Here is a 22,826-nt window from a genome sequence, read left to right as displayed (position 1 = left end):
GCCAGGGTGGGGCGCCGGGGTTCAGGCCACGCTGCGGACGGTGACCACGTGCGAGAGCGGAAGGGTGCGTTCGACGTCGCTCGACTGATCGCGGCCGCGGAGCCGGCCGCCGCCGAATCCGGTCGCCTCCAGGGTGAAGGTGCGTTCGGCCCCGTCGGGCATGCGGACGACGACATCGATCACGGCGCGGCTGCGCACCGCCTGCACGATCTCGCGTTCGAGCCAGGCGTTCTCGGCGTCATCGCCGTGGGATCCGCGCAGCACCCGGATGAGGGCCGCGTGCGGCTCGGCCGGCGCCTCGGGCCGATCGGAGCTCTGACGCACCCGGTGACGCAGCACCACGGGGCGGCCGTCGTCGCCGACGGAGACCACGGGATACCGGGCGTCGCTGAGGGCCCAGGCCACCGTCTCCTGCGAGACCCCCGTCGTCAGGGCGTCGCCGTCGGCGACGAGGCCGAGCGCGCGCAGCCCCTGATCGACCGAGACGGCGTCGAGGAGCGAGGGATCGCCGCTTTCGACCATGGTGCGCCGCGTCGCGGCATCCGTTCGGACCCGGATCAGCCCGTGCCGGGCCGCGGTGCTGTCGATCAGGTAGCCGAGGGGCTGGGGGAGTCCGGTGAGGGACAGGCCGGTGAGGAACTCGCGGATGGAGTCGGCGGTCTCGCCCTCGGTGAGCCCCGCGGTCAGCGATTCCGCGGTGAACCGATACGTCGAGGCCTGCGCCCGCGATTCGCGTGCGGCCAGTCGGCGCAGACGCAGCTCCAGGCGCGGGGCCAGGGGGCCGGGGGCGATCGCCGTCAGGTCTGCCTGAAGGTAGACGCGGTCGATCTCGGCGGGGAGGTGCCGGGTCAGTTCCTCGGTCTGCGGGTCGTCGCCGCGGCGGAGCGCCCTCGCCCACGCCGGCTCGCGGGAATCGGGGGTGATGAGACCCCACTGCAGCGCGATGCGTGTGAGTCCCTCGGACCGGCGCTCCCACTCCCCGTCGAGCGGGTAGCGTCTCGTCCACGCCGTCACCGGGAGATAGCCGCCGCTCGGGGTGCGCACGCCGGACGGCAGGGCATCACGGAATCCGGTCACGACGAGCCGCCAGCGCTCGGGGGTCGACGCCTCCAGCCACCGAGCGCCGGAGTCCGAGACCGTCCAGTCCCGCCCACTGGAGGTGAGCAGGCCCGCCGCCGCGGCCGCCCCGACGATGTCGTCGAGCTCGTCGGACTCGCCGAGCGCCCCGGCATCGAGGAGCTTCCGTCGGTCGGCGGCGCTGACGCCCCCCGAGGTGATGCGCGCGAGCGGTGCGTGGGTGGCGGCCACGAGGACATCGGCGAGCGACCCGACGGTCGCGAACACCCGCTCGGCCGCCGCGAGTGTCTCCTCCTCCGACGCCGGCGCGGGGTCGGTCCCACCCTCCACGGGTTCGAAGGCGTCGGGGAACTGCGCGCGGATGTCACGGAGGGCGCTGACCACCGGATGCCACGGGGCGCCGTCGTCGCCCGTGAGCGCCAGTCGCGCCGACGGTGGGGTCGCCGACGCGGGGAGGGGCCTGCCGTCGACCGTCGCCGCCAGGGCGATCAGCTCACCCCGCGTGAGGTGGATCATCGCGCGATCGACCGACGTCTTCTCCAGCAGTGCGTCTGCGGCGTCGAAGAAGTCCTTCCAGGGCGCCGAGGGGGACACACCCCGGGCCAGGAAGATGTCGGCGAGCTCGCGGTCGTCGCGACCCGCGAGCCACGTCGCGAGGGCGCGCTCGTCGGAAGCCATCACCCTGCCCGGTTGGCCCGCGCCCTTCGCACGAAGCTCATGATGAGAACCGTCAGCATCAGCACGAACGCCAGAGGCGGCGCGATCCAGACGATGACACCGATCGTGGGCCAGATGCCGCCGGACATCTCCGCGCCGGCTGCCGAACCGATCATGATGGCCAGGAAGCACACGATCGACAGCAGAATCAGTCCCAGCGACATGAAGGCCAGGATGCGGTCGATCCGCCGCACCGGAAGGTCGGCGTTCGAAGTCGGCGTGCTCATCGTGGCTCAGCCTATCGGGTGCGCTCCCGCAGCGGAGATCGCAGGCGTCGCGGTGACGAGCCCGCGCGCGCCCGCGTAGGCTGGGGGAGGGCGCAACTCTGCCCGTCATCCGTCATGCCCGCGCCACGCAGGCACCGATTTCAGCGAGGTCTCATGCCCACCGGCAAGGTCAGGTTCTACGACGAGGAGAAGGGTTTCGGCTTCATCACCACCGATGAGGGCCAGGACGTGTTCCTGCACGCCACCGCGCTCCCCGCGGGCTCGGCGGCACCCAAGCCCGGTGCGCGCGTGGAGTTCGGCGTCGCGGACGGCCGTCGCGGTCTGCAGGCTCTCTCGGTGCGGGTGCTGGAGGCACCGGTGAGCCTTGCGAAGCGGTCACGCAAACCCGCCGACGACATGGCTGTCATCGTCGAGGACCTGGTGAAGCTGCTCGATGGCATCGGCGCCGATCTGCGCCGCGGCCGCTACCCCAGCTCCTCGCAGTCGAAGAAGGTCGCCGCCGTCCTCCGCAAGGTCGCCGATGACTTCGAAGCCTGAGGCCGACCCCCGGCTGCTCGAGGCTCACGACCTCGCACTCGCGGCACTTCGCGAGATCACGCCGGCCGACACGATCGGCGAGCCCGCCGATGTGCGGGTCGAAGACGACGGGGTCGTCTCACTCCGGTTCGAGAACCGCCTCAACGGGTATCCGGGGTGGTTCTGGACCGTCAGCCTCGCCCGCGTCGAGGATGCCGAGCCGACCGTGCTCGAGGTGGAACTGCTCCCCGGCGACGGCGCGCTGCTCGCCCCCGAGTGGGTTCCGTGGGCGGTGCGCCTGGCGGAGTATCAGGCCGCCCAGGCGGCCGCCGCCGACGGTGACGACGACGCCGACGCCGACGCCGACGAGGATGATGACGACGACGCCGACTTCGACGACGACGCCGATGTCGACGACCTCGATGACCTGGACGCCACGGATTTCGACGAGGACGGGTCGCCGATCCTCCACGCGGGTGATCTCGACGGCGTCGACATCGACGAGCTCGCCGAGGGTGCCGACGAGGACGAGGACGACGAGGACGACGCCGACTCCGAGGGCGACGCCGACTCCGAGGACGACGCCGACCCCGAGGACGACTGAGCGCTCGGGGCCGGCGCCGGCCCCGACGTCACCCCGTGACGGTGAAGGTCGCCGAGAGCAGCCGATCCTCGCGTGAGGACGGCCCGACCAGCAGATCGAACTCGCCCGCCTCGACCCGCCGCTCGCCGTGCGCATCCACGAGGCGGCACGCCGACACCGGCAGTTCGAACGACACCACGCGCGACTCGCCGGGCGCCAGGTCCACGCGCCGATAGGCCTTGAGCTCGCGATCGGCCCAGCTCACCGAGGTGACGCGGTCGCGGATGTAGACCTGGACGGTTTCGCGGGTGGGGCGGTCGCCGCTGTTGGTCAGCCGCACCTCCGCGCGGACGATGTCGGTCAGCTCCACGTCGGGCTCGGCGATGCGCAGATCGTCGTAGTCGACGTTCGTGTACGACAGACCCTCGCCGAAGACGAACGCGGGGCTCTGCGTCAGGTCGGCGTACCGGTCGCCGTGCTGGCCGCGGATCTGGTTGTAGTAGGTGGGCTGCTGACCCGCGTGGCGGGCGAACGAGATCGGCAGGCGACCGGTCGGCTCGGTCAGTCCGAGGATCACCTCGGCGATGGCACGGCCGCCTTCCATGCCCGGGCTCGCGGCCCAGATGAGCGCGGCGGCCCGCTCGACCGCGGGCGGCAGGACGAGGGGCTTGGAGGCGAGGAGGACCACGACGAACGGGGTGCCGGTCGCGGCGACCGCGTCGAGCAGTGCCACCTGTGCGCCGATCAGCTCGAGCGTCGCGGTCGAGCGACCCTCGCCGACCAGCTCGATCCGGTCGCCGACCACCACCACCGCCAGATCGGCGCGGCGGGCGGCGGCCACGGCGTCGGCGATCAGCGCCGGATCGGGCTCGGCCGGCACGACCACCTGCGGGCGCGGCTGTCCGTCGGGGAAGAACGCCCCCGCCGGGTCTTCCTCCAGGCTCAGGATGCGGGCGCCTTCGGCGCTTTCGATGACCCACGATTCCGGGGCGACCCGGGTCATCCCGTCGAGCACCGTGGTGATCATCTCCCGGGGGTGCCCGTCGGGGAGCCAATCCGCCTGTCCCGATGACCCCGCCCAGTCTCCGAGCTGTGTCTGCGCGTCGTCGGCGAGGGGCCCGAGAACCGCGATCCGTCGCGGCGCGGCGTGGTCCCGGGCGCGACCGGTCTCGTCTGCGGAGGAGTCGGGCAGCAGGGGGAGGGTCCCGTCGTTGCGAAGCAGGACCAGCGATCGTCGTGCCGCCTCGAGGTTCAGCGCGGCGTGCGCGGTGCTCCCCACCGACGCGTGGATGCGCGCGGGGTCGGGGCGGCGGGGATTCTCGAAGAGGCCGAACTCGAACTTCAGCAGCAGGATGCGCGCCACCGCGGGGTCGAGGTCGGACTCGGCAAGGAGGCCCCGCCCGATGGCCTCGCGGGCTCCGTCGAAGAAGCCGGGGGTCGTCATGATCATGTCGTTGCCGGCCTTGACCGCCGCGGCGGCGGCGTGGGCGTAGTCGGGCTGCACGCGCTGCTCCCACACCATCCGCCCCACGTTGTCCCAGTCGGTGATGAGGGTGCCGGTGTAGCCCCATTCCCCGCGCAGCACGTCGCTGAGAAGCCAGTCGTTGATCGTGATCGGAACGCCGTCGGTGCTCTGGTAGCCGAGCATGAAGGTGCGGCATCCCTCCTTCGCCACGCGTTCGAAGGGAGGCAGGAACCAGGACCGGAGTTTCCGTCGGGAGATGTCGGCCTCGCTGGCGTCGCGCCCGCCCTGCGTCTCGGAGTAGCCGGCGAAGTGCTTCGCGGTCGCCAGGATCGCCGTCTCGTCGGCCAGCCCCTCGCCCTGATATCCGCGCACCATCGCCGAGGCCAGCTCGCCGATGAGGAAGGGATCCTCGCCGAAGGTCTCACCGACCCGCCCCCACCGCAGATCGCGCGCGATGCACAGGACCGGTGAGAACGTCCAGTGGACTCCGGTGGCCGAGACCTCCTCGGCGGTCGCGCGGGCGATCCGCTCCACCAGCTCGGTGTCCCACGACGCGGCCATTCCCAGCTGAGTCGGGAAGATCGTCGCGCCCTCGAAGAAGGAGTGTCCGTGGATGCAGTCTTCGCCGACGAGGAGCGGGATCCCCAGCCGGGTCTGCGCGACGAGGTCGTGTGCGCGCAGCAGCCGTTCGGGTGAGGCGTGCAGGATCGATCCCACGTGGCGCCTCAGAACCTGGTCCTCGATGTCGTCGCGCGCATCGAGCTGCATCATCTGCCCGATCTTCTCCTCCATCGTCATGCGCGACAGCAGATCGGCGATGCGTTCGGCCACCGGCCGTGCCGCATCGAGGTAGAGCGGGGCGGCGATGTCGGCGGTGGTCACGGGTTCTCCTCGGATGCGGATGCGGATGCGGATGCGGGGACGGTTCGGCGTTCGTGCGAGGGGCCCGTGCGGACGACCGTCACGGTGTCGTTGACGTTCATGCCCTTCTTCTTCATCGCACGGGCCCGTTCGCCCGCCGAGCGGAGCCGGGGGTTGACGTACTCGTCGATGCCGAAGTTGATCAGCGAGAGTGCGACGCCGATCGCGGCGATGCACAGCCCGGGCGGCAGGTACCACCACCACTGGTTCTGCCGGAAGGCTCCCTGCGCGGACGCCCAGTTGAGGATCGTGCCCCAGTTGTACGTCGTCACCGGGATGACCCCGATGTAGGACAGCGTGGTCAGGGCGAGGATCGCGGCGGTGACGGTGCCGACGAAGCTCGCGGCGATGAGCGCCATCAGGTTCGGCAGCATCTCGACGGTGATGATGCGACGCAGCGGCTCGCCGTTCGCCCGTGCCGCCTGGATGAAGTCGCGGTTGCGCAGCGACATCGTCTGGGCGCGCAGGACGCGGGCCCCCCATGCCCATCCCGTGATGCCGAGGACGGCGGCGATCACCGCCAGCGGGGGGTCGTCGAACATCGAGGCGACGATGATGATGAGGGGAAGTCCAGGGATCACCAGGAAGACGTTGGTCAGGGCGGACAGGCTTTCGCTCCGCCATCCGCGGACGTAGCCGGCGATGACGCCGATGACCACGGCGATGAGCGTGGCCATGAGCGCTGCCAGGAAGCCGACCACGATGACGCCGCGCGTGCCGTGGATGACCTGGCTGAGAACGTCCTCACCAATGTGGGTCGTTCCCAGCCAGTGCTCCGCCGACGGCGGCTGGAACCGCGCGCTGTTGTCGACGGCCGTGGGGGAGTAGGGCGCGAGCACGTCGGCGAAGACGGCGACGAGCACGAAGAAGCCCAGGATCGCCAGGCCCGCCATCGATTTCCGATTGCGGAACATCGCGAAGGCTGAGGCGAGCTTGGAGCCGAAGGTCGGCTCTGCCGCCGCGGGGCGGTTGTCGCGAGCATCCATGGTTCAGGCCTCCGTCTGGCGCGTGCGCGGGTCGAGGAATGCGTAGGCGAGGTCGGCGAGCAGATTGGCCAGCAGGACCGAGATCGTGAGCACGAGGAACACGCCTTGCATGAGCGCGTAGTCCTTGGCGTTGGTCGCATCCAGTAGCAGCTTCCCGACCCCCGGGTAGCTGAACACCATCTCCATGACGATGGTGCCGCCGACGATGAAGCCGATCGACAGCGCGAAGCTCTGCACCTGCGGCAGCACGGCGTTGCGCGCGGCGTAGCCCCACAGCACGCGGCGGCCCGTCATGCCCTTGGCCTGTGCGACGGTGATGTAGTCCTCATCGAGGACGGTCAGCATCATGTTGCGCATGCCGAGCATCCATCCGCCCAGCGAGGCGATGATGATCGTGACGGCCGGCAGGGTCCCATGGTGGATGACCTGGCCGATGAATTCCGGCGACCACTCGGGCGAGATCCCGACGCCGTAGGCCTTGCCGATCGGGAACCAGCCGAGGTTCACCGAGAAGACGGCGATCGCCAGCAGTCCCAGCCAGAAGTACGGGATGGTGCTGAGGAACGTGGTGATCGGGATCAGACCGTCCATGCGGCTGCCCCGACGCCAGCCCACGATTGCACCCCCGATCGTTCCGATTGCGAACGAGATGACCGTCGCGAATCCGACGAGCCCGATCGTCCAGGGGAGGGCCTGACCGATGACCTCCGTCACCGGGCGGAGCCCGTGGAGGAGCGAGACCCCCAGGTCGCCTCGCAGCAGAAGACCCCAGTAGTCGAGGTACTGCTGCCACAGGCTCTTATCGGTGTCCAGCCCCAGCAGCGAGCGGAGGGCTTCCGCGGCTTCCGGGCTGATGTTGCGGTTGCGGGCGAGGTACTGGGTGACCGCATCGCCTTTCATCAGGCGCGGCAGGAAGAAGTTGATCGTGATCGCCGCCCACAGGGTGAACAGGTAGAAGACGGCCCGTCCGCCGAGGAAGCGCCAGGGGATCCGCGGTCCGGAGGCCTCGGCGACGGTCGCCGTGGTGCCCTGGGTGACCGCGTCGGCGGCGAGATCGCCTGCCGGGTCACCCGCGTCGGTCGGGATCTGAGGCTGGACCGCGGTCATTGCGCACCTCCATGGATGCCGGATGCCACACCGAAGAAGGTGTCGGGATCGGGGGAAGCCGCCAGCAGCTCGCGTGTGTACGGATGCTGTGGGCGCAGGATGACGTCGTCGGCGTCGCCCCGCTCGACGACGCGTCCGTGGTTGAGGACGAGGATCTCGTCGCTGAAGTGGCGTGCCGTGGCCAGATCGTGCGTGATGTAGAGCACGCCGAGCCCCTCCTCGCGCTGGAGGTCGGCGAGGAGGTTCAACACGCCGAGGCGGATGGAGACATCGAGCATCGAGACGGGCTCGTCGGCGACGAGCAGCTTCGGGCGCGACGCCAGAGCGCGGGCGATGGCGACGCGCTGACGCTGACCCCCGGAGAGCTCGTGCGGGCGGCGGTCGATGACGGCATCCGGGTCCAGCCGCACCCGATCCAGCAGGCGGCGCACCTCGCTGTCCACGTCACCGGCGGGCACGACGTCGTGAAGGCGCAGCGGCCGCACGAGGTGGTAGCGGATGGAGTGGTACGGGTTCAGGGAGGCGAAGGGGTCCTGGAACACCATGCGCAGCTGTTGCCGGTACGCGCGAAGCGCGCGTCCGCGGCGCGGGATCGGACGCCCGTCCAGGCGCACCTCGCCGCTCGTCGGCGTCTCGAGCTGGGTGAGGATCTTCGCGATCGTCGACTTGCCGCTGCCGGACTGGCCGACCAGGCCGATCGTCCGGCCCGACTCCAGTCGGAAGCTGACATCGTCGAGGGCGGTGATCTGCCCGGCGCCGCGCACGGCGTAGCGCTTGGTGACGGCGTCGAATTCGAGGACGGTCATCGCCGCACCACCCCCCGCTCGCCGGTGAGGCGGGGGAAGGAGCCCAGGAGTGTGCGGGTGTACTCGTCCTGCGGATCGGTCCAGATCTGCTCGGCGGTGGCGAGCTCGACGATGCGCCCGTCGCGCATGATCGCGATGCGGTCGCTGATTTCGAGCAGGAGGGGGAGGTCGTGGGTGATGAAGATCACCGAGAAGCCGAATTCGTGACGGAGGGCCGAGATCTGTCGGAGGATCTCGCGCTGGACCAGCACGTCCAGCGCCGTCGTCGGCTCGTCCATGATCATCAGCTGGGGCCGGAGGGCGAGAGCCATCGCGATCATCACGCGTTGGCGCATGCCGCCGGAGAGTTCGTGGGGGAAGGAGCGTCGCCGCTGCGCACCGACCTTGACGATGTCCAGCAGCTCGGCGGCGGCGCTGCGCCGCTGCGCGCGGGTCATCTCGGGGCGGTGCACCTCGAAGACATCCTCGAGCTGCGACCCCACGGTGGCGACGGGATTGAGGGAGTTCATCGCCCCCTGGAAGACCATCGAGATCTTGTCCCAGCGGAATCGTCGCATCTCCTCGGCGTCGAGGTGATTGACGTCGATGTCGTCCCCCGAGGCGTCGTGGAAGACGACCGTGCCGTCGGTGATGACCGCCGGGGGCTTCAGCAGCCGCTGCACGCCGTAGGCGAGGGTGGTCTTGCCGCAGCCGCTCTCCCCGGCGAGGCCGAGGATCTCGCCGCGGCGCAGCTCGAGGGTGATGTCGGAGACGGCCCGAACGGGGGGATCGACGTCGTAGACGACGGAGAAGTCGCGGACGGAGAGCAGGGTGTCGCTCATCGGTGCGTGCTCGCTTTCGTGATGACGGGCCCGGGCGGGACGGGAGCGCGGGCTCCCGCCCCGCCCGGACGGTTCAGCCTGCCGGCTGCAGCTTCGTCAGGATCTGGACGATTGCGGGCTGCGTCGGGTCGGCCGAGGCGTACTGGTCGTCATCCGTGGGGAATCCGACGTAGCTGCGGGTGTTGTACTGGCCCAGCAGCGGGTGCGATCCGAGCGGGATGGCCGGCACGTTCTCCACGAACGCCCGCTGCATCGTCGCCAGCGCCGCCTGGCGCTCGTCTTCGGACGCGGTGTTGGCGTAGGTGTTCAGGGCCTCGGTCACCGCGGGGTCCTCGAAGCGACCGAAGTTGAACTGCGCGCGGTCGTCGACGATCCACTTCGGGTCCATCGTCGAGGTGTACAGCCCGTAGGCGTTGCCGGTCTCCTCGAGCCAGTGGATGATCGCCTGGAAGGTGCCCTCCTGACGGGCGGCGTCCCAGCCGCCCCAGTCCGGCTGGTCGACCTGGACCTCGATGCCGAGGGCCGCGTCGAGCTCTTCGGCGAGCAGGGCCTGCTCGGTGTTCCAGTCGCTCCAGCCCGCGGGAACCGAGATCGAGAACGACACCGCCTCGCCGTCGGGATCGATGAGGGTGTCGTCCTCCCAGGTGTAGCCGGCCTCGCTCAGGATGTCGCGCGCCTTGTCCACGTCGACCGCGTACTCCTGGTCGGCGAACTCGGGCAGCACCTCGTTCTCGAGCAGGTTCCCGAGACCGGTGACGCTCCAGACCGCCTCGCTCGCGCCTTCACGGGCGATGTCGACGTAGGCCTGACGGTCGATGGTCCAGGCCAGGGCTTCGCGCAGGGCCGGGTCGTCGAAGGGCTCTGCCTGCAGGTTCATGAACAGCGTCCCCGAACCGGCGGTCGGCGAGACGAGGTAGTGGTTGTCTTCGTCGGCGGCCAGGTAGCTCTCCTGGATCTGCGGGATGAAGGCCTGCGCCCAGTCGGCCTCGCCCGAGACGAGGGCGGTGGTGAGGGCGGCGTTGTCTCCGTAGGAGACGTAGTTCAGCGCGGGAACGGCCAGCTCGCCGCCCCAGTAGTCGGGGTTGGCGGTGAGGGTGACCGATTCGGTGGACCAGTTGTCCAGGACGTACGGGCCGGTTCCCACGGCCAGGCCCTCCCCGGTCAGCGGGTCGGTGTTGGGGTCGTCGATGTTCTCCCAGATGTGCTTGGGCACGATCGGGGTGTGCAGCACGCGCGCCTGCGAGACGAACTTCGAGTCCGCGAAGGTCAGCGTGATGGCGTCGCCGTCGACCGTGGCGCCCTCGTACTTCAGTCCCGAGGTGTCGGCGAGACGGCCGTCGAGGAACTGGTCGAAGGTGAAGACGATGTCCTCGCCCGTGAACGGCGTGCCGTCGCTCCAGGTCACTCCGCTGCGGGGGACCACGGTCAGCTGGGTGTAGTCGTCGTTCCACTCGACCGACTCGGCGAGCCACGGGGTGGTGCCGAGGTCGCCGGTCGGGTTGACCAGGGCCAGGGGCTCGAAGATCACCTTCGCGTAGCCGTACTTCGATGCCGACGAGTCGCCGAGGAACGGGTTGTGCGATTCGGTCGTGATCGCACCGTCGGGCTTCGCGATGGTCAGCGCGGCGCCCGACTCCGCGGAGCCGGTGTCGCTGCCGCCGCCGGCGCAGCCCGTGAGTGCGAGCGCCGTGATGATCCCGGCGGCGCCGAGTGACGTTCTGAGCCTCATTGCTTCTCCTTCTGCACGACACCGTGCGGGTTCTCGGCCGCGGCTGTCCGACGGCTGGCGAGTGATTGCCTGAGAAACTTACAATCAAGTAAGTAAGTTTTGCAAGCGCGTCTGCCGACCCACCCACGGGGGTCTGCGTAGACTCTGAGCCGGATCGCGAGAGGGGGTGCGAGATGACGACGACGCAGCGACGGCAGCCGCGTTCACGTCCGGCGACGCTGGCGCGCAAGCGCGACATCCTCGATGCCGCGGTCGAGATCTTCGGCAGCAAGGGCTTCGCCGCCGGCACACTGCAGGACATCGCCGATCAGGTGGGGATGACCCACGCGGGGATCCTGCATCACTTCGGGTCGAAGGACCAGCTGCTGCTCGAGGTGCTGCGGCACCGCGACGAGACCGACGTCGCCGACCTCGAGGAGCAGCACATGCCCGACGGGCTGGAGCTGTTCCGCCATCTCGTGCAGACGGCCTTCGTCAACGCCCGGCGCGCCGGGATCGTGCAGGCCTACGTGGTGCTCTCGGCCGAGTCGGTCACCGACGACCATCCGGGGCGCGTGTACTTCGAGAAGCGCTACGAGACCCTGCGCCGGGAGGTCGCCCAGGCCTTCCACGTGGTCTGCGCGGAGCGGGGGATCACCGCACCTGACACGATCGGGCTCGCCTCGGCGAGCATCCTCGCCGTCATGGACGGGCTGCAGGTGCAGTGGCTGCTCGACCCCGAGAACGTGGACCTGGGGCAGGCGTCGGCGTTCGCCATCGAGGCGATCCTGGCCTCGGTTCTTTCGACGGAGCCCCTTCAGCCCGGGCTGACGTAGCTCAGAGTCGCTCGAGCGTGTAGTCGATCGCGCGGATCAGGGTGCGGACGTCGTCGGGCTCGATGGAGACGAACGTGGCCACCCGCAGCTGGTTGCGGCCGAGCTTGCGGTACGGCTCGGTGTCGACGATGCCGTTCGAGCGAAGGCTCGCCGCAACAGCGGCGGCATCCACTGTGTCGTCGAAATCGATCGTCACCACGACCGGGGATCGGTCGGCCGGATCTTCGACGAAAGGTGTGGCGACCGAGGACGCCTCGGCCCACTCGTAGAGCGCCCCCGACGACTCGCGCGTCCGCGCGTCGGCCCACGCGAGGCCGCCGCTGTCGAGGATCCATTCGAGCTGCTCGTCCAGCAGCACGAGGGTCGCCACCGCGGGGGTGTTCAGCGTCTGCTGCAGCCGGGAATTGTCCAGGGCGTTCTTCAGACTGAGGAACTCGGGGATGTAGCGATCCGAGGCGGCGATCCGCTCGATCCGCTCGATCGCGGCCGGTGACACCGCGGCGAACCACAGACCGCCGTCGGAGCCGAGGTTCTTCTGCGGGGCGAAGTAGTACACATCCGCCTGGGACATGTCGAGGTCGATCCCGCCCGCGGCGCTGGTCGCATCGATGACCGTCAATGCTCCGTCGTCGCCGATGACGCGTTCGACGGGCGCGGCGACGCCGGTGGAGGTCTCGTTGTGAGGCCAGGCGTACACGTCGACACCGTCGACGGCCTCCGGCCGGGCGCGGCCGCCCGGGTCGGCGGTGCGGACATCCGGCGCCTGCAGCCAGGGAGCGCGCGCGGCGGCCGCGAACTTGCCGCCGAACTCACCGAAGACGAGGTTCTGGCTGCGTCGCTCGATCAGCCCGAACGCCGCGGCGTCCCAGAACGCGGTCGAACCGCCGTTGCCGAGGAGGATCTCGTAGCCCTCGGGCAGCGAGAAGAGGGAGGCAAGTCGCTCGCGCACCGACCCCACGAGGTTCTTCACGCCCGACTGGCGGTGCGAGGTGCCCAGCAGGGTCGCGCCGCGGGTGACGAGTGCCTCGAGCTGTGCACCGCGGACCTTCGACGGACCGCAGCCGAAACGGCCGTCGGTGGGCAGCAGGTCGTGGGAAAGTGCGACGTGGGCCATGCGAGTGATTCTAGGGATGTCGCGTGCGCGCCGTTTCCGCCTGGGTGCCGGCCCGGGCTCGGCGTCGGTGACGACGACTAGGCTGGAAACGCCCCTGAGACCCGCGAGGACACCGCCACATGACAGACCTCATCGACACCACCGAGATGTACCTGCGGACCATCCTCGAGCTCGAGGAGGAGCGGATCGTGCCGTTGCGTGCGCGCATCTCCGAGCGTCTCGGTCACTCGGGCCCGACGGTGTCGCAGACGGTGGGGCGGATGGAGCGCGACGGTCTGGTCGTCGTGTCCGAAGACCGCCGGCTCGAGCTGACCGATGCGGGGCGTCAGAAGGCCGTCGACGTGATGCGCAAGCACCGTCTTGCCGAACGGCTCCTCTCCGACGTCATCGGGCTGGACTGGGCCTACGTCCATGAAGAGGCCTGCCGCTGGGAGCATGTCATGAGCGAGCAGGTCGAACGGCGTCTCGTCGAGCTGCTCGGCCACCCCACGGAGTCTCCCTACGGCAATCCCATCCCCGGGCTCGACCAGCTGGGAGACGTCCCGGCGAACAACTTCGAACAGGGCGTCATCGGGCTGGTGACCAAGCTCAACGCGGCAGGAGGTCCGTTGCGCGGCACGGTGCGGCGCCTGGCGGAGCCCGCCCAGGTCGACCCCGAACTGCTGCAGCAGCTGAAGGCGGCCGGCGTCGTTCCCGGCGGCACCGGCAGCTACCGCTACAGCGAGGGTTACGTGCTCGTGGAGATGGACGACAACGACGAAGCGCTGGAGCTTCCCGTCGAGGTGGCATCGCACATCTTCCTCGTCGACGACGAGGTCCAGATCCTCGCAACGTGACTTATTCGTTACCTTCGGGTAGCCTCTGAGGGTCCACAGGCGAGAAGCCCGCCGACGGACTCCGCGTGAATTGCCTCATCGGCTCGTCGTTCACGCGGCCCGCCCCGCACATCGTGCCCCCACACTGAGTGTCGACGAGCCAGCGCAGACCGCGCGGAGGCGCCGGAGGACAATGGCCGATCATCAGAACACCCCCGAGTCTCCATCGGTGACCGACGGACCGGGGCTGGAACGCCGAGACCGCACCCGACGCAAGGCCTCGGCCCGCACGACATCCGTCACGACCGCCCGCCCGGTGGTGACCGCTCAGCCCAGGAGCAGACGGCCCCGAACGGGCCGCAAGCCCGCGCGCACCCTCGTCATCCTGACGATGGTGGGTGGGCTGATCGCCACCGTGGCGCTGCCCGCCTATGCCGCGGTCGAGAGCGCCACCGCCGATCCGATGACGCTGCAGCAGGTGGCCGTCGACGACGCCCAGTCGCTCGTGGTCGCCTCCGACGCGGGCGCGGCGGAACTCTCCCGCAGCAGCTACTCCGCCACCACCGCGGAGGAGATCGAGAAGAAGAAGGCCGAGGAGGCCGCCGCTGAGCGTGCGCGCATCGCGGCCGAACTCGCTGCGTCGGCGGCGGCGTCGTCGTCGTCCTCGTCGGGCTCCCGTGCCAACGTCGACCTCACCATGGTGGCCCCGGGCACCGGCGAGGTGCGCTGGCCGCTCTCGGGCTTCACCGTCGGCGACCGCACGTTCGCGCGCGGCGGCGCCCACATGGGCACCGACATGCTCGCCCCCTGCGGCGAGCCGCTGTTCGCCGCAGCGGCCGGCGTGGTCCGTGTCTCGCAGGAGAGCTACGGCGGCTACGGCGTCGCCGTCACCATCGACCACGTCATCAACGGCCAGCGCGTGTCCACGCTCTACGGCCACATGACCTACGGCAGCCGCGCCGTCCAGGCCGGCCAGACCGTCTCGGCCGGTCAGATCATCGGCCTCGTGGGCAGCACCGGGCGCTCGACCGCCTGCCACCTGCACTTCGAGACCTACATCAACGGCTCCGTCGTCGACTCCTACGAATGGCTGCTCGCCAACGCGGGATGACGCACAGCACTGAATGACGCGGGCGCCGGGAGAGATCCCGGCGCCCGCGTCGTTCGTCGACACGTCACACGATGTTCACGTCGCTGAACCCCCGGGCGTGTCGCGTGCATTAGCCTGAGGTCAGCTGACGCTCTAGAGAAGCGGAGGGAGCCGATGGACGGCGCACCACGTATCCGAACCATGGATGCGTTGGGCCTGCTCGTCCTTCGGCATCATGTCGATGGAGGCCACGGTGTGACCGTGGCGCCAAGGCGCTGTCTGTAGACAGCGCCTTTTTTCATGCCCTCAGCCCCTCGAAACGTCACGAGTCGAATAACCGTGAAAGCCGTCCCGGCCATTCGAGGGGAACAGGAATGCGCACTCTGGTGCTGAACGCGGGCTACGAGCCCCTGGCCGTCGTGTCGTTCAAGCGGGCGCTCGTGCTCGTGATGAACGATAAGGCCACCGTCGTGGAGCACATCCACGACGAACCGGTCTGGGGGGCGACCGGGGCGTACGATCGCCCCGCGGTCATCCTCCTGACCAGATATGTGCGCGTCCCGGGAGCCCGGCGCGTGCCGGTCACCCGACGGGGCGTGCTGCGCCGCGACGGGCACCGCTGCGGGTACTGCGGAAAGACCGCGTCGACGATCGATCACATCCTGCCGCGTTCGCGGGGCGGAGCGGACTCGTGGGAGAACCTCGTGGCCTGCTGCCTGCGCTGCAACAACGTCAAGGGTGATCGCACGCCGCAGGAGATGGCGTGGGAGTTGCGCATCACCCCGCAGCCACCGCGGGGCGGGCAGTGGACGGTGCGCGGCACCGAGCGCTCCGACCCCCGGTGGGAGCCGTATCTGGCCCTGGCTGCCTGAGCGCCGCGGCGCAAGCTCTTTCGAAAAGAGCGCCGGCATGGCGGCGCTGAACTGCGCGGTTCGTAGCATCGACGGATGCACACTGTCGCGCCACCCGCCGTCGCCCTCGGCACCGTTCCCGCACACCGCCTCGGTGAGGCCGTCGTCACGGTCGTCGGTGTCGACGACGAGCCGATCGCGAACGCCGAGGTCACGATCATCCAGACTCGTCACGAGTTCGCCTTCGGCAACACTGGATTCGACGTCGGTGACGGCGAGGACCTGACCGGGGAGTGGCAGCTGACGGCGGCCGAGGCCGAGCTCTGGCTGCAGATCCACAACGCCGCGACCCTTCCGTTCTACTGGGGGAGGTTCGAGCCGACCCGCGGCGCTCCGCGCACGGCCGAGATGCGCCGAACCGCGCAGTGGCTGCGACAACGCGGTGTGGCGCTGAAGGGGCATCCGCTCGTCTGGCACACCGTGACCGCGCCCTGGCTGCTCGACCTCGAGCTCGACGAGATCGAGCGCGCGCAGCGTGGGCGCATCCGCCGCGACGTCGCCGATTTCGCGGGGATCGTCGACACGTGGGACGCCATCAACGAGACGGTGATCATGCCGGTCTTCGACAACGGCGACAACGGCATCACGAGGCTGGCGAAGGATCGCGGCCGCCTGGCGATGCTGCGGCTGGCCTTCGAAGAGGCGCGAGAGGCCAACCCGAACGCCTTTCTGCTCGTGAACGACTTCGATCTGTCGCCGGCGTACGAGCGTGTCATCGAGGAGATGCTGGATGCCGGCATCCGCCCGGATGCGATCGGACTCCAGACTCACATGCACCAGGGGTATCGCGGAGAGGACGAGATCCTCGAGGTCGCCGACCGCTTCGCGCGGTTCGGGCTGCCGCTGCACTTCACCGAGACGACCCTGCTGTCGGGCGACCTGATGCCGCCCGAGATCGACGATCTCAACGATTACCGGGTCGACCACTGGCCGTCGACACCGGAGGGCGAGGCGCGGCAGGCCGACGAGATCGAACGGCACTACCGGTCGCTCGTGTCGCATCCGGCGGTCGAGGCCATCACCTTCTGGGGATTCAGCGACCGCGGCATGTGGCTGGGGGCGCCTGGCGGGCTGGTCCGCGCCGACGGTTCACCGAAGCCCGCGTACGACGCACTGCACCGGATGATCGCGGACGAGTGGTGGGTGTCGCGGGCGACCGTGCGCACCGACGCCGACGGGCGCGTGCGCGTCACAGGCTTCCGGGGCGACTACGAGGTGAGCGTGGCGGGGGATCCGCCGGTGCCGCTCGGCATCGGCAGGGACGCGCTCGCAGAGACGATCCGGATGTCGCCGACGCACCCGTGATTCGAACATCCTCCGCGTTTCCCCGCGCTGAGGATGTCGGAGGCCCCTCTTACGCTCACCACAGGCGTTGAGTTCGTAGAACACATGTTCTACCCTGTGGAGGTGAGGGCGATCGTGCAGAGCGAGACGACCCGCGACGAGGTTCGCGGTGAAGTGCATCGCCTCCGCGCGCAACTCGAACGTGTGCAGGGGCGCCGGATGGATGCCCCGGTGCTGCCGGTCCTCGCCCCGTTGACCGGCATCCTGCCCGGGGGAGGGCTGCGCACCGGATCGGCCTACTCGCTCACCCGCTCCGCCTCGCTGCTGGCGGCGCTGCTGGCCGGTCCCTCGCAGGACGGCACCTGGTGCGCCGTGGTGGGCATGCCCGATTTCGGCGTCGAAGCCGCCGAGAGCGCGGGCGTGGATCTGTCCCATCTCGTCCTCGTGCCCGATCCCGGCCCGCGGTGGCTGGCGGTCGCCGCGACCCTTGCCGAGGTCATCCCCGTGGTGGCGGTGCGCCCAGCGGCCAGAGCGGCAGATGCCGAGGTGTCTCGGCTGGGTGCGCGCCTGCGGGATCGCGCAGCGGTGCTGCTGGTGCAGGGTCCGTGGCCCCAGGCCGAGGCCTCGCTCGACCTCGCCGAGCCGGAGTGGTCGGGGGTGGGGAGAGGACACGGGTACCTGGCGGCGCGCGAGGTCACGATCGATGTGCGCAGCCGGCGGTGGCCGATGCCCCGGCGGGCGCGGATGCTGCTGCCCGCGGCCGATGGCGTCGTCGGTGCCGCCGAGACGGAGGCGGCGTCGGTTCCGGCTCTTCCCCGCCTCGAGGCGGTCGGCTGATGCGCCCCGACGCCCCGGTGCGCAGTCTCGTGCTGTGGTTCCCGGATTGGCCGGTGGCGGCGCTGGCGCGGGATGCCGCCGGCTCGGCGCCTGAGGCCGACGATACCCCGGTGGCCGTCATCGCCGGGGGGATGGTCACCGCCTGCTCGGCGACGGCTCGTGCGGAGGGGGTTCGCCGCGGGCAGCGTCGCCGCGACGCGCAGTCCCGGTGCCCGGGACTGCGCGTGGTCGACGCCGACGAGGCCCGCGATCACCGGGCGTTCGCGCCGCTCGTCGCGGCGCTCGAGGAGCGGGCGCCGGGGGTGCAGATCATCCGCCCGGGACTGTGCGCGCTGCGCGCCCGCGGACCTGCCCGGTACTACGGGGGCGAGACCGAGGCCGCCCGCATCCTCGTGAGCACGGTCCGTGCGCAGGGCGTCGCCGACGTGCGCGCGGGTGTCGCCGACGGGCCCTTCACCGCCGAACAGGCCGCGCGCATCACCCGCGCCTCCGATCCGGTCTCGGTCGTTCCCACCGGGGGTGCGGCGGGCTTCCTCGCGCCGCTTCCGATCACGGCCCTCGCCGATCCCGATGTCGTGGCGCTGCTGGCGCGCCTGGGGGTGCAGACGCTCGGCGACTTCAGCCGCCTCGACCCCGAGCGGGTGCGGGAACGCCTCGGAGAGCCGGGGATGCGGCTGCACCGGCTGGCGTCGGGTCTGGATTCGCGTCCCGTCGAGCCGCGCGTGCCTCCTCCCGAGCTCCACCGCGAGGTCGCCTTCGAACCGCCTCTCGAGATCGCCGAGCAGGTGGCGTTCGCCCTGCGCATCGCGGCCGACGAATTCATCGCGCGCCTCGGCGCGATCGACCTCGTCTGCACCGAGTTGAGGGTCGAGCTCACCGGCGACCGCGGAGAGCGCAGCGAGCGGGTGTGGCTGCATCCGCACTCCTTCGATGCGGCGGCGGTCGTCGACCGGGTCAGATGGCAGCTCGCCGAAGAGGCGACGGGCGACGGCGGGGGAGTGCTGGCCAGCGGCGTGGCGCTCGTGCGCGTCTCTCCCGAGGCGGTGGACGCAGCCTCCCACCACGCCCCGGCGATGTTCGGCGCCGGCACCGACGAGCGGGTCCATCACGTCCTCTCCCGCGTGCAGGCGATGCTCGGTCATCGCGGCGTGCTGACCGCCGAGGTGGGAGGAGGGCGGTGGCTCACCGAGCGCCAGGTGCTCGTGCCGTGGGGCGACCGCACCGTCGTGACCGCGGAGCGCACCCGCCCCTGGCCGGGAAGCCTCCCCGATCCCCTCCCGGGCACCGTCTTCCCCGAACCGGTGCCGGTCCGCGTCGTCACCGGCGAGGGTGCGCCGGTCGCCGTCGACGAGCGCGACCGGATGACGGCGACACCTGCGGTGCTGGTGGAAGCCGGGCGCCCCCGGGCGATCCGGGAGTGGGCGGGTCCCTGGCCGATCGTGGAGCGCACGTGGGATGCCGCTCGCAGCCGCCGGGCGCACCGGTTCCAGGTGGTCGACGCCGACCGCACCGCCTGGCTGCTGGTCTGCACGGGCGGGACGTGGATCGCCGAGGGCCGCTATGACTGATCGATGCGGACGGGGCCGCTGATGGGCTTCAACAACCCCGGCGTCCCCTGGTCGGAGCTCGAGCGCGTCCTCAGCGACCGGCGTCGGCCGCGCAACATCCCCGCGGGGGCCGACGGGGGCGACAGCCCCGCCTGGTCGCACAAGCGCGGCCCCTACGTCCCGCCCGCCATCGAGCGCCCGGCCGAGACGGTGCCGTATGCCGAACTGCACGCGCACTCGTCGTTCTCGTTCCTCGACGGCGCGTCCTCGCCGGAGGAACTGGCAGAGGAGGCCGAGCGTCTCGGCCTGCACGCCCTGGCCGTCACCGACCACGACGGGTTCTACGGCATCGTGCGCTTCGCCGAAGCCGCCGAGAACCTGCAGGTGAAGACCGTGTTCGGGGCGGAGCTGTCGCTCGGTCACGTCAATCACGCGCCCACCCCGTCGCGGGCGGGTGACCCCGACCCCGAGGGGTCGCACCTGCTCGTGCTCGCCCGGGGGGAGGAGGGCTATCACCGCCTCGCCGCCGCCCTCACCCGCGCCCAGCTCGCGGGGTCTGAGAAGGGGCGTCCCGCCTACGATCTCGACGAGCTGGCCGCGCGGGCGGAGGGGCACTGGGCGATCCTCACCGGATGCCGCAAGGGGGCCGTTCGCCGGGCGCTCGCCGACGACGGACCGACGGGCGCCGCCGCGGCGCTCGACCGCCTCGTCGCCCTGTTCGGCCCGGAGGCGGTGAACGTCGAGCTGATGGATCACGGCAACCCGACCGACACCCGCGACAACGACATCCTCACTGCGCTCGCCCGGGAGCGTGGGCTGCCGGTGCTGGCGTCCAACAACGTCCACTACGCCGCCCCCGAACGGGCACGGCTCGCGGCCGCCGTCGCGGCGATCCGCGCGCGCCGAGGGCTCGACGAGCTCGACGGGTGGCTGCCCGCCCATGCCGCGGCTCACCTGCGTTCGGGCGCCGAGATGGCCGAGCGCTTCGCCCGGTACCCCGGAGCGGTGGCGCGCACGGTGGAACTCGCCGACGAGCTCGCCTTTCCGCTCCGTCGTGCGCGCCCGGCGCTGCCGCGACAGAAGGTTCCCGAGGGGCACACGCCGATGTCGTGGCTGCGGCACTTGGTCTGGGAGGCCGTTCCCCGCAAGTACCCCGACCTGTCCGCCGACAACCGCGCCCGCATCGAGCGCGAGCTGCAGGTCATCGAGACGAAGGACTTCCCCGGCTACTTCCTCATCGTGCACGGCATCGTGCAAGAGGCGCGGCGCCGCGGCATCCTCTGTCAGGGCCGCGGGTCGGCGGCCAACAGTGCGGTCTGCTACCTGCTCGACATCACCGCCGTCGACGCCATCGCCTACGAGCTGCCCTTCGAACGCTTCCTCTCCAGCCTCCGAGACGAAGAGCCCGACATCGACGTCGACTTCGACTCCGACCGGCGCGAAGAGATCATCCAGTGGGTCTACGCCACCTACGGCCGCGACCGCGCCGCCCAGGTGGCCAACGTCATCCAGTACCGGCCCAAGAACGCCGTCCGCGACGTCGCCAAAGCCCTCGGCTACTCCACCGGGCAGCAGGACGCGTGGTCGAAGCAGGTCGAGCGCTGGGGGGCGTCGCTGGAGTCGGGCCCCGACAACGATATCCCGGCCCAGGTGATCGAGTACGCCTCCGAGCTGCTGAAGGCCCCGCGCCACCTCGGGATCCACTCCGGGGGGATGGTGCTCACCGACCGCCCCGTCGGTGAGGTCGTCCCCATCGAGCACGCCCGGATGGAGGACCGCACCGTCATCCAGTGGGACAAGGACGACGCGGCCTGGATGGGGCTGGTGAAGTTCGACCTGCTGGGCCTCGGGATGCTCGCCGCGCTGCAGTACTGCTTCGACATGATCCACACCGCCACCGGTGAGCGGTGGGAGCTGGCGACCCTGCCCAAGGAGGAGCAGGCGGTGTACGACATGCTCTGCCGGGCCGACTCGATCGGGGTGTTCCAGGTGGAATCCCGTGCCCAGATGGGACTTCTCCCGCGACTGCAGCCGCGGCGGTTCTACGACCTCGTCGTGGAGATCGCCCTCATCCGCCCCGGCCCCATCCAGGGCGGGGCGGTGCATCCGTTCGTGCGTCGAAAGCTCGGTCAGGAGCCGGTGACCTACGCGCATCCCAAGCTCGCGCCCGTGCTGCAGCGCACCCTGGGGGTGCCGGTCTTCCAGGAGCAGCTCATGCAGATGGCGATGGCCATCGGCGACTGCTCGGGAGAGGATGCCGACCTGCTGCGTCGTGCGATGGGCTCCAAGCGGGGAGTCGAGCGCATCGAGTCGCTGCGCGAACGCCTGTACGAGGGAATGGCCCGCAACGGCCTCGTCGGAGAAGATGCCGACGCGATCTACCGTCAGATCCAGGCCTTCGCGAACTTCGGCTTCGCCGAGTCGCACTCGCTGTCGTTCGGGCTCCTCGTCTACGCCAGCTCCTGGATCAAGCTGCACTATCCCGCCGCCTTCCTCGCCGGGCTCCTGCGGGCCCAGCCGATGGGGTTCTACTCGCCCGCCACCCTCGTCGCCGATGCGCGCCGGCACGGGGTCGAGGTGCAGCGCCCCGACCTGCTCCGCTCCGACGTGCACGCGACGCTCGAACCGGTCGGCGACGCGCGCGGTGCCACCGGCCGCCCCGAGTGCGCGCACCGGAACCAGCCTCCGGTGCCGGTGTTCGACCCGAAGGCGCCCGATGAGTCCGCGGCGCATCGGCGCGACGGCCATCACGCCGTGCGGCTGGGGCTCGCGGCGATCAAGGGGATCGGTGAGACCCTCGCGGCGAAGATCGTGACCGAGCGACGGCAGCGGGGCGATTTCCGCGACATGCGGGATCTCGTCCGCCGGACAGGAGCCAGCGCGGCGCACCTCGAGGCGCTCGCGACCGCAGGAGCGTTCGAGTGCTTCGGGATCACCCGCCGCGAGGCGCTCTGGATCGCCGGCTCCGCCGCACAGGACCGCGCGGAGTTCCTCCCCGACTCGATGGTCGCGGTGCAGCCGCCGCTCTTCCCGGATCAGTCCAGCTACGACATCCTCGCCGCAGACCTGTGGGCGACCGGGATCTCCACCGACGACCACCCCCTCACGCATTTCCGCTCGGGTCTGGATGCCCGCGGGGTGCTCACCTCACAGGAGCTGCGGACCCACGACCCGGGGCGGCGCGTAGAGGTGGCGGGGCTCGTCACCCACCGTCAGCGACCCGCCACGGCGTCGGGCATCACCTTCCTCAACCTCGAGGACGAGCACGGCGTGGTCAACGTCATCTGCTCCGTCGGGGTGTGGAACCGCTATCGCCGTGTCGCCAGAGATGCCCCGGCCCTCATCGTGCGGGGAATGCTCGAGAGATCGGAGGAGGGCGTGACGAACCTCGTCGCCGATCGCTTCGAAGATCTGCGCGTGGGCGTCGGGCACCGGTCGAGGGACTTCCGCTGACGGCG

Annotated in this window: 19 protein-coding genes; 10 read left to right on the top strand and 9 right to left on the bottom strand. The window is 70.4% G+C overall.

Translation table 11 applies throughout. From position 1 onward, the window contains the following. Nucleotides 1-21: 21 nt before the first annotated feature. Together V6S02_RS09670 and V6S02_RS09665 are read right to left on the bottom strand one after the other, a co-directional pair. The gene (locus tag V6S02_RS09670; RefSeq protein WP_336400666.1) at nt 22-1,755 is read right to left on the bottom strand and encodes a helicase-associated domain-containing protein; all 1,734 of its coding nucleotides are present in this window, start codon (nt 1,753-1,755) and stop codon (nt 22-24) included. Beyond that, complete coding sequence (locus tag V6S02_RS09665) at nt 1,755-2,021, bottom strand: multidrug ABC transporter ATPase (RefSeq protein WP_124293765.1); 267 nt, start codon at nt 2,019-2,021, stop codon at nt 1,755-1,757. Before V6S02_RS09665 ends, V6S02_RS09670 begins: the two co-directional genes overlap by 1 nt. Before the next feature lie 153 nt (nt 2,022-2,174). Here V6S02_RS09665 and V6S02_RS09660 point away from each other — a divergent pair, with 153 nt between their 5' ends. Together V6S02_RS09660 and V6S02_RS09655 are read left to right on the top strand one after the other, a co-directional pair. Continuing rightward, nucleotides 2,175-2,558 carry a cold-shock protein gene (locus tag V6S02_RS09660; protein ID WP_336400665.1) on the top strand — a complete coding sequence of 128 codons (384 nt, stop codon included), beginning with the start codon at nt 2,175-2,177 and terminating at the stop codon, nt 2,556-2,558. Continuing rightward, nucleotides 2,542-3,141 carry a DUF3027 domain-containing protein gene (locus V6S02_RS09655; RefSeq protein ID WP_336400664.1) on the top strand — a complete coding sequence of 200 codons (600 nt, stop codon included), beginning with the start codon at nt 2,542-2,544 and terminating at the stop codon, nt 3,139-3,141. The genes V6S02_RS09660 and V6S02_RS09655 overlap by 17 nt, the downstream gene beginning before the upstream one ends. Before the next feature lie 28 nt (nt 3,142-3,169). On the opposite strand, the gene V6S02_RS09650 is transcribed toward V6S02_RS09655, so the two are convergent. From V6S02_RS09650 to V6S02_RS09625, 6 genes are all read right to left on the bottom strand, one after another. Continuing rightward, nucleotides 3,170-5,467 (bottom strand): glycoside hydrolase family 3 N-terminal domain-containing protein, encoded by a 2,298-nt coding sequence (locus V6S02_RS09650; protein WP_336400663.1) that lies wholly within the window; start codon nt 5,465-5,467, stop codon nt 3,170-3,172. After that, on the bottom strand, nt 5,464-6,492 hold the full coding sequence (locus V6S02_RS09645) for an ABC transporter permease (protein ID WP_336400662.1): 1,029 nt from the start codon (nt 6,490-6,492) through the stop codon (nt 5,464-5,466). Before V6S02_RS09645 ends, V6S02_RS09650 begins: the two co-directional genes overlap by 4 nt. A 3-nt stretch (nt 6,493-6,495) precedes the next feature. Further along, on the bottom strand, nt 6,496-7,599 hold the full coding sequence (locus V6S02_RS09640; RefSeq protein WP_336400661.1) for an ABC transporter permease: 1,104 nt from the start codon (nt 7,597-7,599) through the stop codon (nt 6,496-6,498). Next, nucleotides 7,596-8,405, bottom strand: a complete 810-nt coding sequence (locus V6S02_RS09635) for an ABC transporter ATP-binding protein (RefSeq protein WP_336400660.1) — start codon at nt 8,403-8,405, stop codon at nt 7,596-7,598. Before V6S02_RS09635 ends, V6S02_RS09640 begins: the two co-directional genes overlap by 4 nt. Next, nucleotides 8,402-9,226, bottom strand: coding sequence for an ABC transporter ATP-binding protein (locus V6S02_RS09630; RefSeq protein ID WP_336400659.1), 825 nt, complete (start codon nt 9,224-9,226; stop codon nt 8,402-8,404). Before V6S02_RS09630 ends, V6S02_RS09635 begins: the two co-directional genes overlap by 4 nt. 73 nt (nt 9,227-9,299) lie before the next feature. After that, nucleotides 9,300-10,955: an ABC transporter substrate-binding protein gene (locus V6S02_RS09625; RefSeq protein ID WP_336400658.1), complete on the bottom strand. Its 1,656-nt coding sequence runs from the start codon at nt 10,953-10,955 to the stop codon at nt 9,300-9,302. A 173-nt stretch (nt 10,956-11,128) separates the two neighbouring features. On the opposite strand from V6S02_RS09625, the gene V6S02_RS09620 reads away from it, so the two are divergent. After that, complete coding sequence (locus V6S02_RS09620) at nt 11,129-11,770, top strand: TetR/AcrR family transcriptional regulator (protein WP_336400657.1); 642 nt, start codon at nt 11,129-11,131, stop codon at nt 11,768-11,770. Nucleotide 11,771: 1 nt separating this feature from the next. On the opposite strand, the gene serC is transcribed toward V6S02_RS09620, so the two are convergent. Next, nucleotides 11,772-12,884, bottom strand: a complete 1,113-nt coding sequence (serC, locus tag V6S02_RS09615; protein WP_336400656.1) for a phosphoserine transaminase — start codon at nt 12,882-12,884, stop codon at nt 11,772-11,774. A 119-nt stretch (nt 12,885-13,003) separates the two neighbouring features. Between serC and V6S02_RS09610 the strand changes: the two genes are divergently transcribed. From V6S02_RS09610 to V6S02_RS09580, 7 genes are all read left to right on the top strand, one after another. Beyond that, the gene (locus V6S02_RS09610; RefSeq protein WP_336400655.1) at nt 13,004-13,720 is read left to right on the top strand and encodes a metal-dependent transcriptional regulator; all 717 of its coding nucleotides are present in this window, start codon (nt 13,004-13,006) and stop codon (nt 13,718-13,720) included. Nucleotides 13,721-13,928: 208 nt separating this feature from the next. Continuing rightward, nucleotides 13,929-14,810, top strand: a complete 882-nt coding sequence (locus tag V6S02_RS09605) for a M23 family metallopeptidase (RefSeq protein ID WP_336400654.1) — start codon at nt 13,929-13,931, stop codon at nt 14,808-14,810. A gap of 353 nt (nt 14,811-15,163) precedes the next feature. Then, nucleotides 15,164-15,661, top strand: a complete 498-nt coding sequence (locus V6S02_RS09600) for an HNH endonuclease (protein WP_124293753.1) — start codon at nt 15,164-15,166, stop codon at nt 15,659-15,661. A gap of 75 nt (nt 15,662-15,736) precedes the next feature. After that, the gene (locus V6S02_RS09595) at nt 15,737-17,005 is read left to right on the top strand and encodes an endo-1,4-beta-xylanase (RefSeq protein ID WP_336400653.1); all 1,269 of its coding nucleotides are present in this window, start codon (nt 15,737-15,739) and stop codon (nt 17,003-17,005) included. 102 nt (nt 17,006-17,107) lie between these two features. Then, nucleotides 17,108-17,821 carry a hypothetical protein gene (locus tag V6S02_RS09590; RefSeq protein WP_336400652.1) on the top strand — a complete coding sequence of 238 codons (714 nt, stop codon included), beginning with the start codon at nt 17,108-17,110 and terminating at the stop codon, nt 17,819-17,821. Next, entirely contained in the window at nt 17,821-19,389 is a 1,569-nt protein-coding gene (locus tag V6S02_RS09585) for a DNA polymerase Y family protein (RefSeq protein ID WP_336400651.1), read from the top strand. Before V6S02_RS09590 ends, V6S02_RS09585 begins: the two co-directional genes overlap by 1 nt. A 21-nt stretch (nt 19,390-19,410) precedes the next feature. Next, nucleotides 19,411-22,821 (top strand): error-prone DNA polymerase, encoded by a 3,411-nt coding sequence (locus tag V6S02_RS09580; RefSeq protein ID WP_336400817.1) that lies wholly within the window; start codon nt 19,411-19,413, stop codon nt 22,819-22,821. Nucleotides 22,822-22,826: the final 5 nt, after the last annotated feature.

Origin of the sequence: Microbacterium sp. CCNWLW134, from assembly GCF_037083565.1 — a bacterium.
Taxonomy (GTDB): domain Bacteria; phylum Actinomycetota; class Actinomycetes; order Actinomycetales; family Microbacteriaceae; genus Microbacterium.
Note: the sequence above shows the minus strand (reverse complement) of the source record. Positions and strands in the feature narration are given on the sequence as shown.